General features: G+C 69.4%; 12 protein-coding genes and 1 pseudogene. 5 read left to right on the plus strand and 8 right to left on the minus strand.

Features of this window, described 5'->3' with window-relative positions; translation table 11 throughout:
- Nucleotides 1–8 precede the first annotated feature (8 nt).
- Entirely contained in the window at nt 9–1,091 is a 1,083-nt protein-coding gene (rsgA, locus tag ACSQ2B_RS22420; RefSeq protein ID WP_436053425.1) for a ribosome small subunit-dependent GTPase A, read from the minus strand.
- Between the two features lie 230 nt (nt 1,092–1,321).
- Between rsgA and ACSQ2B_RS22425 the strand changes: the two genes are divergently transcribed.
- Nucleotides 1,322–1,636 carry a GNAT family N-acetyltransferase gene (locus tag ACSQ2B_RS22425; RefSeq protein WP_436053426.1) on the plus strand — a complete coding sequence of 105 codons (315 nt, stop codon included), beginning with the start codon at nt 1,322–1,324 and terminating at the stop codon, nt 1,634–1,636.
- 1 nt (nt 1,637) lies between these two features.
- Here ACSQ2B_RS22425 and ACSQ2B_RS22430 read toward each other — a convergent pair whose 3' ends face one another.
- A complete protein-coding gene (locus ACSQ2B_RS22430) occupies nt 1,638–2,378 on the minus strand; it encodes a tRNA1(Val) (adenine(37)-N6)-methyltransferase (RefSeq protein WP_436053428.1) in 741 nt (246 codons plus the stop codon).
- A 179-nt stretch (nt 2,379–2,557) separates the two neighbouring features.
- Here ACSQ2B_RS22430 and ACSQ2B_RS22435 point away from each other — a divergent pair, with 179 nt between their 5' ends.
- Nucleotides 2,558–3,526 carry a polyprenyl synthetase family protein gene (locus ACSQ2B_RS22435; RefSeq protein ID WP_436053755.1) on the plus strand — a complete coding sequence of 323 codons (969 nt, stop codon included), beginning with the start codon at nt 2,558–2,560 and terminating at the stop codon, nt 3,524–3,526.
- 220 nt (nt 3,527–3,746) lie between these two features.
- Here ACSQ2B_RS22435 and fumC read toward each other — a convergent pair whose 3' ends face one another.
- Nucleotides 3,747–5,138, minus strand: coding sequence for a class II fumarate hydratase (gene fumC, locus ACSQ2B_RS22440; protein ID WP_436053429.1), 1,392 nt, complete (start codon nt 5,136–5,138; stop codon nt 3,747–3,749).
- Between the two features lie 278 nt (nt 5,139–5,416).
- On the opposite strand from fumC, the gene ACSQ2B_RS22445 reads away from it, so the two are divergent.
- Nucleotides 5,417–5,737 (plus strand): YbjQ family protein, encoded by a 321-nt coding sequence (locus ACSQ2B_RS22445; RefSeq protein ID WP_436053431.1) that lies wholly within the window; start codon nt 5,417–5,419, stop codon nt 5,735–5,737.
- Nucleotides 5,707–6,121: pseudogene (locus tag ACSQ2B_RS22450) on the plus strand (RusA family crossover junction endodeoxyribonuclease); the annotation flags it as partial. The gene ACSQ2B_RS22445 and the pseudogene ACSQ2B_RS22450, both read left to right, overlap by 31 nt.
- Before the next feature lie 91 nt (nt 6,122–6,212).
- On the opposite strand, the gene sciP reads toward ACSQ2B_RS22450, so the two are convergent.
- The 5 genes from sciP to ACSQ2B_RS22475 all read right to left on the minus strand — a co-directional run bounded on the left by sciP (nt 6,213) and on the right by ACSQ2B_RS22475 (nt 10,655).
- Nucleotides 6,213–6,500, minus strand: coding sequence for a CtrA inhibitor SciP (sciP, locus tag ACSQ2B_RS22455; RefSeq protein WP_436053432.1), 288 nt, complete (start codon nt 6,498–6,500; stop codon nt 6,213–6,215).
- A gap of 166 nt (nt 6,501–6,666) precedes the next feature.
- Entirely contained in the window at nt 6,667–8,076 is a 1,410-nt protein-coding gene (locus ACSQ2B_RS22460; protein WP_436053433.1) for a flagellar hook-basal body complex protein, read from the minus strand.
- A 72-nt stretch (nt 8,077–8,148) separates the two neighbouring features.
- A complete protein-coding gene (locus tag ACSQ2B_RS22465) occupies nt 8,149–8,892 on the minus strand; it encodes a flagellar hook assembly protein FlgD (RefSeq protein WP_436053434.1) in 744 nt (247 codons plus the stop codon).
- Between the two features lie 10 nt (nt 8,893–8,902).
- On the minus strand, nt 8,903–9,622 hold the full coding sequence (locus ACSQ2B_RS22470) for a flagellar hook-length control protein FliK (protein WP_436053435.1): 720 nt from the start codon (nt 9,620–9,622) through the stop codon (nt 8,903–8,905).
- Nucleotides 9,588–10,655, minus strand: coding sequence for a hypothetical protein (locus tag ACSQ2B_RS22475; RefSeq protein ID WP_436053437.1), 1,068 nt, complete (start codon nt 10,653–10,655; stop codon nt 9,588–9,590). Before ACSQ2B_RS22475 ends, ACSQ2B_RS22470 begins: the two co-directional genes overlap by 35 nt.
- A 366-nt stretch (nt 10,656–11,021) precedes the next feature.
- On the opposite strand from ACSQ2B_RS22475, the gene flgK reads away from it, so the two are divergent.
- A complete protein-coding gene (flgK, locus tag ACSQ2B_RS22480; protein ID WP_436053438.1) occupies nt 11,022–13,115 on the plus strand; it encodes a flagellar hook-associated protein FlgK in 2,094 nt (697 codons plus the stop codon).
- Nucleotides 13,116–13,124 lie beyond the last annotated feature (9 nt).

The following is a 13,124-nucleotide window of genomic DNA, read 5'->3' on the forward strand; positions in this document are numbered from 1 at the left end:
GCTGCGCGCTACTGCGGCCCCTTGCGCTTGGCGCGCATGTGCGCGCGCCCCGCCTTCATCAGCGAGATCCACTCCCGCTTCTTCGCGTCGCGGGCCAGCGCGTCGCCCTTGAGCCGCTCATGCTCCAGCTCGCGCTGCAGCTTGCGCCAGCTCTCGAAGTGGCCGGGGTCCAGCCGTCCGTCCGAGAGGGCCTCGCGGACGGCGCAGCCGGGCTCCCGCTCGTGGCTGCAGTCCTTAAAGCGGCAGGCCTGCGTCAGCGTCTCGACGTCGGCCTCCAGCCCCGCGAAGGCGGCGGCGACGCCTTCGTCGGCGTCCATCAGCCCCAGCTCGCGCATGCCCGGCGTGTCCAGGATGAGTGCGCCGGAGGGCAGGCGCAGGAGCTCCCGCCGGACGGTGGTGTGACGACCCCGCCCATCGTTTTCCCGGATCTTGCCGGTCGCCATCAGCGCCTCGCCGGCCAGGGTGTTGACCAGGGTGGACTTGCCGTCGCCGGACGACCCGAGGAGCACGGCCGTGCGCCCCGGCTCCAGCTGGTCGGCGAGCGCCTTCATTCCCTCGCCGGTGAGGGCCGAGACCGCGATCACCGGAACGCCGCCGGCGATCGCCGTCACCTCGGCCACGGCCTGGGCGAGGTCCGCGGCCTGGTCGGCCTTGGTCAGGACGACGACCGGCTGGGCGCCGCTGTCATGAGCCGCGGCGAGGTAACGCTCGAGCCGGCGCAGGTTGAGGTCGCCGTTCAGCGAGAGCGTCAGCAGGGCGACGTCGACGTTGGCGGCCACCACCTGGAGGCCGTGGCCGCCCGCCTGCCTGCGGGTGAAGGCCGAGCGGCGCGGCAGGACGGCGTGGATCTGGCCGAAGGCGTCGGCCGGGTCCGCCTGGACGGCGACCCAGTCGCCGACGACGGGCTGCAGGCCATCCTCTGCCTCGTGACGGAAGCGTCCGGCAAGCTTGGCGTCCGCCTCGCCGCTGTCCAGGGCGAGCCGATAGTGGCCGCGATGCTGCACGAGCACGCGGCCGGGTGCGAAGCCGCGCGCTTCGAAGGGCGCGAAGTCGCTCTGGAGCCCACGGCTCCAGCCATAGAGTTTGAGCAATGTCAGGGTTTCCTTGAATTCAGTCGATGAGCCGAGCGGCGTCGACCGTGGAAAGTCCCGGATCCTTCAGGTCAGGAGCTTCGGCCGCCTGTGGTCAGGCGGCGTGCACGGCGACGCAAAGGGCTGCGGCAATGGGCGTTTGCATTCACGGCTCCTCTCGTTTGCGTGACCGTTATGAGAGCTTGGCGTCCCGGCGCGGCGACGTCAAGCTGACCGAGGAGGAGGCGCTGATGTCCGAAACGATCGCCGTGGTGAACAACGAGGCCGCCCGCCGCTTCGAGGCCTGGATCGGCGACGAGGTGGCGTTCACCGAATACCGGCTGCGGGACGGGACGATGATCCTGCCGCACACCGTGGCGCCGGAGGCCTTTGCGGGAAAGGGCGTTGGCGGCCTGCTGGCCAAGGCGGTCCTGAGCTACGCCCGCGAGCAGGGCCTCGAGGTCGTCCCCACCTGCAGCTTCATCGCCGGCTACATCACCAAACACCCCGAATGGCACGACCTGGTACAGGCCGGCTATCGCGAGCGGCTGGGGATCGAGCGCTAACTCAAAGCCACGCCAGCGCCGCGCGGCCGCGCAGGATTTCCTCGGTCTCGGCGGTATGCTGGCCGCCGTCGCGGGCGTGCAGGACCAGCGGCGGGAGCAGCTGCAGCGGCGCCTTGCCGGTCTTGACCGCCCGCACCAGCACCCGTTTCGCTGGCGTGTCGATGAAGGGATGGACGGGGCGCACCTGGACGGATCCCGCCTTGGGCGCCAGCAGGGCCAGGATATCGGCCAGCCGATCGGCCCGGTGGATCACCGTCACGGTCCCACCCTCGCGCACCGCCTTGATGAGGAAGCCGATCCAGGCGCCCAGGCCGTCGTCGGCCATCCAGGCGCCGCGCCGCTCGGCCGCCGGCGCGCGCAGCGCCTGGGGATCGTCGAAGAAGGGCGGATTGGCCAGGGCCGCGTCGAAGGGCGCGCGGCCCAGGGCCTGGAACCGCGTCGCCACGTCGCCCTCCAGCACCTCGACGCGCCCGGAGAGGTCGTTCAGCGCGATGCTGCGGCGGGCGAGGGCGGCCGCGGCCGGGTCGCGTTCGACGCCGGTGAAACCTGTCTGGGGCCGGCGCATCGCCGCCGCCAGCAGCGCGGCCCCGCCGCCGCAGCCGGCCTCGATCACGCGCGCGCCGTCGGCGGCGTCGCAGGCAGCCGCCAGCAGGGCCGCGTCCAGCCCGGCGCGGTAACCGCGTTCCGGCTGCAGCAGCCGCACCCGGCCGTCCAGCACCGTGTTTTCCGTGATCCCATCCATTCCCGTAGGGCCCAGTATATGCTTGAAGGCCTGCGCGCTCGGGCCGCTTGACCGTGCCCTAGCGCGTCACCATTGTCCGCCGCAATTGTCCGGGCTGCAAAACGCGCTATCGGACGCCTGGAGACCTTAGCCGCGTGGAAGCCAGCACCGCCGCTGTCGCCGAGACGCCCCCGCCGTCGCTGGATGGGCTGATCGCGCTCGCCGCGCCCGACATGGCGGCCGTCGATGCGTTGATCCGTCGGCACATGGACAGCCCGGTGCCGGTGATCCCGGCCCTGGCCGACCATCTGATCGCCGGCTCCGGCAAGCGGTTGCGTCCCCTGCTGACCGTCGCTGCGGCCCGGATGGCCGGCGCCCGCGACGACGCCTGCCTGAAGCTCGCCGCCGCGGTGGAGTTCATCCACACCGCCACCCTGCTGCACGACGACGTGGTGGATTCCTCCGAACTGCGCCGCGGGCGCGTGGCCGCGCACCTGATCTGGGGCGCGCCGTCCTCGGTGCTGGTCGGCGACTTCCTGTTCGCCCGGTCCTTCGAGCTGATGGTCGGCGCCGGCTCGATGTCGGCCCTGGAGATCCTGGCGCGGGCCTCGCGGGTCATCGCCGAGGGCGAGGTGCTGCAGCTCACCCGGGCCCACGACCTGGACCTCGGCCAGGACCTCTATCTGGAGATCATCCAGGCCAAGACCGCCGAGCTGTTCGCCGCCGCCGCCGAGTGCGGCGCGGTCTCGGCCGGCGCCCCGCCCGAGCGTTGCCGGTCCTTGCGCAAGTTTGGCATGGATCTGGGCCTGGCCTTCCAGCTGGTCGACGACGCCCTGGACTATTCCAGCGACAGCGCCACCCTGGGCAAGAACCCGGGCGACGACTTCCGCGAAGGCAAGGCGACCCTGCCGCTGCTGCTGACCATGGCCCGCACGGGCCCGGCCGAGCGCGAATTCTGGGTGCGCACCGTCGATCGCCGCGAACAGACCGACGCCGACTTCCAGCGCGCCTGCGAGCTGATGCGCCAGACCGGCGCGCTGGCCTCGACCCTGGACCTGGCGCGCAGCTACGCCGACTCCGCCAAGGCCGCCCTGGCGGACTTCCCGGCGAACAGCTGGCGCCCGGCGCTCGAAGCCCTCGCCGACTTCGCGGTCGGCCGCCGGGCGTAGAAGCCGAGGTTTTCCTCCCCAGCGAAAGCGGGGGAGGGGAACCACACGCCGAGCGAAGCGGAGAGCGTGTGGTGGAGGGGGCGGGCCGTGCGCACGATCTCGCCACCTCAATGCCGTAGCGACAAAAGAACGGCGCGCGCCGCGCTTGCGGCTCGCCCCCTCCACCACCCGGTGTTCCCCGGGCGGTCCCCCTCCCCCGCTTCGCAGGGGAGGAGCGTGGTCAGCCCGGCTTGATCATGTTTTCCGGGCGGACGACGGCGTCGAACTGCTCGTTGGTGACGTAGCCGCCGCCGACAGCTTCTTCGCGCAGCGTCGTGCCGTTCTTGTGCGCGGTCTTGGCGATCTTGGCGGCGTTGTCGTAGCCGATCGTCGGCGCCAGAGCCGTCACCAGCATCAGCGAGCGCTCGAGGTTGGCCTTGATGTTGTCCTCGCGGGCCTCGATGCCGGCGACCATGTTGTCGGCGAAGGAGATGGCCGCGTCGCCCAGCAGCTGGGCCGACTGCAGGAAGTTGTAGGCCATCACCGGGTTGAAGACGTTGAGCTCGAAGTGGCCTTGCGAACCGGCGACCGTCATCGCCGTCTGGTTGCCCATGATGTGGGCGCAGACCATGGTCAGGGCCTCGGCCTGGGTCGGGTTGACCTTGCCCGGCATGATCGAGGAGCCCGGCTCGTTCTCCGGCAGGGCCAGTTCGCCCAGGCCCGCGCGCGGGCCGGAGCCCAGGAAGCGCAGGTCGTTGGCGATCTTGAAGAGGGCCGCGGCCGCGGAATTCAGCGCCCCGTGGCTGAACACCATGGCGTCGTGCGCCGCCAGGGCTTCGAACTTGTTCGGCGCGGTGACGAACGGCAGGTGGGTGATGGCGGCGATCTTCTCGGCCACCTTCTTGTCGAAGCCGATCGGGGCGTTCAGGCCGGTGCCGACGGCGGTGCCGCCCTGGGCCAGCTCATAGAGGCCGTAGAGGGTCTCCTTGATGCGGCGGACCGCCATGGCGACCTGGTGCGAATAGCCGCCGAATTCCTGGCCCAGCGTCAGCGGGGTGGCGTCCTGGGTGTGGGTGCGGCCGATCTTGATGATGTGGGCGAACTCGGCCGACTTCTTCTTCAGCGCCGCGTGCAGGTGCTCCAGCGCCGGCATGACGTGGTGGGCGACCTGTTCGGCGCAGGCGATGTGCATGGCCGTCGGATAGGTGTCGTTCGACGACTGGCTCATGTTGACGTGGTCGTTCGGGTGGATCGGCTTCTTGGAGCCCATCTCGCCCTTCAGCACCTGGATCGCCCGGTTCGAGATCACCTCGTTGGCGTTCATATTCGACTGGGTGCCGGAGCCGGTCTGCCAGACCACCAGCGGGAAGTGGTCGTTGAGCTTGCCGTCGATCACTTCCTGGGCGGCCATGATGATCGGCAGGGCGATGTCCTGGTCGAGCTTGCCGAGCTCCATGTTGGCTTCGGCCGCGGCGCGCTTGACGATGCCCAGGGCGCGGATGATCGGCTCGGGCTGCTTCTCCCAGCCGATCTTGAAGTTCTGGATCGAACGTTGGGTCTGCGCGCCCCAATAGCGGTCGGCGGCGACCTCGATGGGTCCGAAGGTGTCGGTCTCAGTGCGGGTCGCGGTCATCAGGGCCTCCATCTGCGTCGGGCGGGGTCTAACCGGCGCGCGCGCCGGCCGCAACGGCCGTGGCGGTCAAAGCGCCGCCAGTTTATAGGGTAGGGCCCCGCTGACCCGGAGCCAGTATGCTGGATCTGAAGTTCGCCAGCACACGGGTCATGCGCCGGAGCGAACTTCAGATCCAAAAAGCACACTGGAAACGTACACTTGCTAGTGTCCTTATCGATTCCGAAGTTCGTCGGAACTCGCCACGGGCGCAAGCGAACTTCGGAATCGGGACACTAGGCATGCTGGTCGCCACCACGAACGATCTTCCGGGCTACCGCATCACCGCCCATGTGGGCATGGTCCGCGGCGTCACCGTCCGCTCGCGCAGCGTCGTCGGCAACATCGGCGGCGCCATCCAGTCGATCTTCGGCGGCAGCCTGTCGATCTACACCAAGCTCGCCGAGACCGCCCGGCAGGAGGCCTATGACCTCATGGTGGCGCACGCCCGCGAGATGGGGGCCGATGCGGTGGTGGCCATGCGCTACGACGCCAACGAGATCATGGACGGGATCACCGAGGTGCTGGCCTACGGCACGGCGGTCAAGGCGGAGCGCCTGTAGGTCCGGATGGATGACGGCTGGATCCACAGCGGCAAGGTCCGCGCACGCGAGGCTGGCGGCGCGATCGAGGTGGTCGTCGACGGCCTGACCACCCAGGCGAAATACTACAAGCCGCTGATCTACGAGTTCTTCCGCAAGGAATGGCGCGGCGCCCGGCCCGCCTGGGGGGAGTTCGCCGTCGAGATCCGCATGGAATATGTCGGCGACCCGCCCTGGATCGACCTCGACAACCTGGCCAAGGCCATCCTCGACGCCATCAAGGGCTATGTCTTCCACGACGACGCCCAGGTCGCCCGCCTGCTGGTCGAGCGCGCGGCGGGGGAACGTGAGCGGATCACCGTCTGCGTCCGCAAGATCGGCGAGCTGTCGCCTATTCACCGGTAGAGCGCCGCTTTCGCTGCCCCAAAAAAGAAAATGGCCGCGCCCCCGGAGGGACGCGGCCGATGTTCCTGAGCCCTCCGGGGGAGGGGATGGCTCAGCGATACTGCTGCAGCCGGGTCGTCCGCAGACCCGCCAGACCGTGACGATCGATCGAACGCTGCCAGGCGGTGAATTCTTCCGCCGTCAGCGAGTAGCGCGCGAGCGCGTCGTCGAGCGAGATCAGTCCGCCTCGCACGGCCGCGACGACTTCCGCCTTGCGGCGGATGACCCAGCGCCCGGTGTTCGGCGGCGGCAGGTCCTTCAGCGTGAGCGGCGCACCGGTCGGGCCGATCACATAGGCCTCGCCACGGTTATTCGTGCGCGTCTGCTGTTGTTGCAACATGGCTCTACGTCTTTCCCACCATCGTTATTGGTAGGAACCATACACAGCAGCCACTAACGGCCGCTGAATCGTGAAAGTAAATAAACCCATAATCATTTCCTCCCCCGCGTACTAAAATGGCACATACTCTAAGTGGCGAAGTAACCGATATTAATGTTGAACGAAGTTATCTCTTCATCTGGATCAGTTCGTCCAACATCTGGTCTGCGGTGGTGATGATCTTCGAGGAGGCCGAATAGGCCTTCTGGGTGGTGATCAGGCCGGTGAATTCCTGCGACAGGTCGACCGTCGAGGCTTCCAGGCTGGAGGGCGAGATGACGCCAGCACCGGCGGTGCCGGGCGCCTTGGCCACCATCACGCCGGCCGGGATGGCGGAGGAGTAGGTGTTGCCGCTGGAAGGCTTCAGGCCGTCGGGGTTGGGGAAGGTCGCCAGGCCGATCTGGGCGATCTTGCGGACCTGCTTGTTGTCAAAGATGGCCGAGACGAAGCCCTGGTCGTCGACCTGGACGGCGATCACATTGCCGACGCCCGCGCCGTCGGAGTTCACCGACTTCAGCTGGCTGGCCTCGACCACCTGCGAAAGCTTGCTGAGGTCGAGGGTGATCGTCTGGTCGCTGAGGCCGAGGCTGGTCGCCCACTTCGGCGCGGCCCCCGTCGCGGAGTTGCCGAGCGAGAAGCTCGGCGTCATGGAACCGGACAAGTTCGCAAAGAAGCCCCCGCTGTTGACTGGATCGAAGTCGCCGTTCGACGTGAACATGATCTTGCCTTCGCCGATCAACCCCGGGGACGCGCCGCCCGTCACGTCCGTCGCGGGGACGGCGTAGACTTCGGCGTGCCACTCGTTCGGGGTGGCGCCTTTCAGGACCGCCAGGGCGACCTTGTGGGTGCCGCCGGACGAGTCCGTGATGCTCATCTCCATGGTGAAGTCAGGCTTGGTGCCGGTCACCACCGCGTTGTTTGCGATGTCGTCGGCATATTGCGCCATCGAGGTCGTCGGCGTGACCGTCGGGTCGTAGGCGGCCTCACCGGCGGACACCGTCTGGTTCTTGAAGAGCGAGGCGGTGAGCTGCACCAGGCTGGTCGGCGCCACGGCGGTGCCCAGCGACTTGACGTTGATCGGCTGCATCGAGGTGAGGTCGGAGGGGTCGGGCGTCGCCACGCCGTCCTCCACCGGCCAGCCTTGCAGGTAGAGCTTGGCGTCGTTCACCAGGTAGCCGTTGGCGTCCACACTGAAGGAGCCGGAGCGGGTGAACAGGCGCTGGTCGGAGTCGGCGAGACCCAGACCCTTGTTGGTCACGACGAAGAAGCCGTCGCCGTTGATGGCGATGTCGGTCGCCGAGTTCGCCGTCTGGATCAGGCCCTGTGTGCTGACCAGTTGGCGGGTGATCGCCTGGGTGCCGCCGGCGGAGTAGTGCCCGGGGACGGCCTGGGCGGTCACCACGCTGGAGAAGTTGGTCTGGTTGCGCTTGTAGGCGACCGTGTTCACGTTGGCGATGTTGTCGGAGATGGAGGCGAGCGCCGAGGCGTTGGCGACCAACCCCGAAACGCCGGCCAACATGGCTGAATTGATGCTCATTGCTTCACTTTCCGTTCGGTGACCGCGGCGCGCGGCGTCCTGCTCTCGCGCCTGGGTCCGATTTCAGGGCGTTCAGGCCGACGTTTGGTCGGCCGTGTTCGTGGTGTCGGTGGTGGTGGCTGTCTCGGTGGCCGGCTGGGTGACGGAGGTCACCAGGCTGATCGGCACCTTGCCGCCGTTGACGGTGATGACGGCCGCGCCGTCCTCCTGCTGGATCGCCGTCACCAGCCCCTGCACGTAGATCGTGCTGGCGACGCTCTTGGCGCCGGCGTCCGTCGCGGTGACCCGCAGGGTGTAGACGCCGTCGGGCTGCGCAGCGCCCGAGTTGTCCTTGCCGTCCCAGGTGAAGCTATGCTCCCCGGCCTTCATGTCGTCCGTCCCGCCCGAGGCGGTGCGGACCGGCACGCCGTTGGCGTCGAGCACCTCGATCTTCACGTCGGCGGCGTTGGCGGGGAGGCTGTAGCCCCACTTCGCCTGGCCGTTCGACAGGGCCGCGTCGCTGGTGCTGGCGCGGACTTCCTTGCCGATCAGGCCCACGGCGCTGGAGAGGCTGGTTCCGGTGTTGGCGACCAGCTGCTTCAAGAGGTCGTTGCCCGCCAGCTGCTGCTCCACGCCGGTCATCTGGACCAGCTGCGACATGAACTGGTTGGAATCCATCGGCGAGGTCGGATCCTGGTTCTTCATCTGCGTCGTCAGCAGGGTGAGGAACATGTTCATGTTGTCGGCGAGGCGCGTGCGTCCGGCCGAGGTGGTGTCGGTCGTGGCGGCGGTCGTGGTCGCCGTGGTGGTGCTGATCGGCGAGGTGGCGCTGGTCATCGCTTGATCCTCAGATGCGCACGTCGACGCCGGACGGCGTCGCGCGGCGATTTATGAGCGCGGCCTGAGCCGCGTCCCCGGCCGTCTCCAGGGCGGCGGCGAACGCGCGGCCCCGGAAGGCCTGGCCGGAATTCTCGTTGTTCTGGAAGGCGTTCTGCTGGCCGGAGCCGCCCCGGCCCTGGTCCTGGGCGACGTCGAACGAGAGGCCGCCTGTCACGTCGAACCCCGACTGCGCCAGCGCCCGCTGCAGTTCGTTGGCCCGCGACCTGAGCTCGGCGGCGGCCTGCGGGGTGTCGAATGACATGGCCGCGCTGACCCGGCCGTCCGCGTTGATCTCGATCCGGACGTTGACCTTGCCGAGCCCCGCCGGATTCAGCTGCAGGTCGAACTGGGTCGTACGCGCGCCGAGCTTCTTGACGATCTGGCCCGCCAGGTTCGCCACCGTCTCCGGCGTCGCGCGGGCGGCGGCGGCCGCCGCGGCGTGGGTCGGGCTCGAGGCGCCGGTGGCCGGCGGCTGGACCGTCGGGTCGGCGGCGAGCTGAGGATCGGCGGCCCGCGACGGGGGCTCCGCGAGCTGCGGCTCGGCGGTGTTGGCCGATCCCTGGCCGGGGTCGTTGTTCGCGGCGCCCTGGGGCGCGGCGCCGACCGTGGAGGTCGGGCCCGGACGGACCGCAGGGGCGGCGGCCGTGGCGGCGTCAGGCGTTGCTTCCTCGCGGCCGGCGCGCGCCATGGCCGGCTTCTCGCCGACAGGCGGCGGCGGGCGGCGGCGGCGCGGCGGCGGCCTGGGCCGTGACAGGCGCCGCCGCGGTGTCCACGGGCGGGGCGGGCGCCGGGACGGCCGCTAGGGGCGCGCTCGCCGTCTTGGCGGTTTCCGTCTTCGGCGTGGCCGCGTCGGCGACGGTGGAGGCTGGCGTCGGAAGGTCCGCGGTCTTGTCCGCGAGCATTTCCAGCCTGGGTTCGGCGGCGGTCTGCGGCGCCGGCTCGGGCTGCGCGGGGAGGGAGGTCGCCGGGAGCGGCAGGGCTTCGGCGGCTGGCGGCGGAGCCGAGGAGCCGTTCGGCGCCGGCGGGGCTGCGGACTTTGCAGCGGCCGGCGGCGGGGCCGGGGCCGGCGTCATCAGCGCCATCACCGACGTGATCTGCGCCGCCGTCAGCGGATCGGTCGGGGGCGGCGTTTCGGTCGCATCGTCCGGCTGAGTCTCGACGATCACCGAGGCGTCGAGGGCTACGGTCATATCGGCCGCCGCATCGGCGGTCGGGATCGTCTGAGGCGTCTGGGCCGGTTCGGCCGCCGCAGCGTCGCCCTTGCCGACAAGCTTGCCCGCGTCGCCGCCCAGGATCTTGTCGGCGTGAGCAGGAGGCTTCGGCGCGACCGCGGCCGCTACAATGGCGTTCCGGTCCGTCGGCGGGGCGCCGGCGGCGTTCGCCGCGTCGATCGGCAGGGTGGCCGAGGCGTCGGCGGGAACGCTCGTCTCCATCTGGTTCGCCAGCGTCTGGCCCACCAACGCCGGGTCCATCAGCGTCTGGCCTGCCAGCCCCGGGTCCGCCAACGCGGGATCCGCCTGACCGGCCAGCGCCTGGCCGGCCAGCGCCGGATCCGTCGCGACCTGGCCCGGCGTCGCCCCGGCCTGCGGGACGCCGTCCGCCGAGGCGAAGAAGGCGCTCATCAGCGCGTCGAAACCTGCGAGCGGGCCGCCCACGGTCTTGCCGGCGCCGGCGGCGGCGGCGGGTACCATGGGCGCAATGATGCTGATGGGTGCGGACACGGACGACTCGACAACGAGGGGGCGCGTGCTGCGCTGAGGGTTCCGTCGGACTGGAGCAACCTTCGCGCCAGTCTGAAAATCGTTGAAAATATTAGAGTATTTGTCCCGTCCCCGAGGCGCCGCCGCCGGGCTGCGGCCGAAATTGCCGGGCTATAGCGGCGCCGGCGGGGCGTTCCCTGCCGGGCCGGCGGGGCCCGGCCAGCTCTGGCATTGGTCTTGCGTTAACCCTGTTGGGCTCCGTCGAGCCTGAAGAGGTCGGCATTGAAAACGCTGATGAATTTTGTTCCCAAGGCGCTGCCCGAGCGCCGAAACGTCCCGGCAGTTTCGTCCGGGGCGCGCAGCGTTTGCCGGGCGGAGGCCTAATCCATGTCGCTCAACGCCGCCCTTAGAACAGCGACCTCCGGCCTGAACGCCGCGCAGATGGGCCTGCGGGCGGTCTCCGACAACATCGCCAACGTCAACACGCCTGGCTACGTCCGCAAGACCGTCGAGCAGGCGCCCCTGGTCGTCGCCGGCCAGGGCATGGGCGTCTCGGTCACCGGCACCAAGCGCATCACCGACCAGTATCTGGAGTTGGCGAGCCAGACGGCGAGCGGCGAGGCGAGCCGCTGGGGCGCCTATTCCCAATATATCGACACCGCCCAGGGCCTGTTCGGCGACCCCACCAGCGAGAACTTCTTCTTCAACCGGCTGGACACTCTCTATTCCGGCTTCTCGGCCGCGGCCAACGACCCGTCCTCGACCCTGCTGCGCAGCCAGGCTGTGGCCAACGTCAAGGATTTCCTCGGCGAAGCCCAACGCATCAACAGCCAGCTGGTCTCGCTCAGCGAGACGATGGACACGCGCATCAGCGCCGACATCGCCGAGGTGAACGCCCTGCTGTCGAGGATCAATTCCCTGAACGGGGACATCGTCCGCGCCAAGCTGATCGAGCAGGACGCTTCCGGCGCCGAAAACATCCAGGCGCAGCTGGTCAACCAGCTCTCCGGCCTGATGGGGGTGAAGGTGTCGCCTCATGCCGGCGGGGGCGTCGATATCCGCTCCGGGGACGGACTGAAGCTCGCTGGCGACGGCGCCGTGACGCTCACCTACAATAGCTCCCCGGGCAATCCTGGCTATATCACCGCCACAGCCGACGGCGGCGCTCCGCAGCCGCTGCAGCTCGACAGCGGCGAGGTGCGCGGCCTGCTCGACCTGCGCAACACCGAGCTGCCGCAGCTGAGCGACCAGCTGGGCGAACTCGTGCAGGGGACCGTCGACCAGCTCAACGCGGCGCACAACGCCTCCAGCACCGTCCCGGCGCCCACCACCTTGACCGGCCGCAGCACCGGTCTCGACCTGACCAGCGCGGTCAGCGGCTTCACCGGGCAGACGACCGTCGCCCTGACGGACTCCTCGGGCGTCGTCCAGCATCAGGTCGCGATCGACTTCGACGCCATGACCATGAGCGTCAACGGCGGCGCGGCCACAGCCTTCGGCGCCTCGACCTTCGACGCCGACCTCAACGCCGCGCTCGGCGGCCTGGGGACCGCCAGCTTCACCAACGGCGCCTTGAAGATCTCCGGCGCGGGCGGCCTTGGCGTGGCGATCGACGAGGGCACGTCGTTGAAGGCCGGCAAGGCCTTCTCGCACTTCTTCGGCCTCAACGACCTTGTGCGCAGCTCCGGCACGGGCACGTACGCCACCGGCCTGACGGGAACCAGCGCTCACGGCTTCACGCCGGGCGACACGATCACGCTTCGCCTGTCGCAGCCGGACGGCAAGGCGCTGCAGGACGTGACGGTGACAGTGCCCGCGTCGCCGACGATGGACGACCTGGTCGCCGCGCTCAACAACACCAGCAACGGCGTCGGCCTCTACGGCGCCTTCAGCCTCGACACTCAGGGCCGGCTCAGCTTCACCGGGGCGCCGCCGACCAATGCGGTGCTGTCCGTCGTCAGCGACAAGACCGCCCACGTCGACACCGGCATCGCGATGACCCAGCTGTTCGGCCTGGGCGCCGGCGAACGCTCGTCGCGCGCCAACCAGTTCAAGGTGGACGCCGTGGTGGCCGCCGATCCGGGCAAGCTGGCCTTTGCACACCTGGACCTGGACGTCGCCGCCGGCGCGCCGGCGTTGCGCATCGGCGACGCGCGCGGCGCCCTGGCGCTGGCGGAGTCTGGCGATGTGAACGCCCAGTTCGGCGCGGCGGGCGGCCTGGGCACGGTGAACATGACCGTCGCCCGCTACGCCTCGGAGTTCTCCGGCGCGATTGCGCGCGGCGCCGCCGACGCCCAGAGCCGCACAGACGCCGCGGAGTCGGTGAAGACCGAAGCCGAGGCGCGCCGCCAGTCGGCCGAAAGCGTCAACCTCGACGAAGAACTGGTGAACCTCACCACCTACCAGCAGGCGTTCAACGCTTCCGCCCGGATGATCCAGGCCGTGAAGGAACTGTTCGACGTCCTCACCAACATCATCTGACGGAGCGCC

The sequence above is a fragment of the Phenylobacterium sp. LjRoot225 genome (assembly GCF_964252855.1).
Lineage (GTDB): Bacteria > Pseudomonadota > Alphaproteobacteria > Caulobacterales > Caulobacteraceae > Phenylobacterium.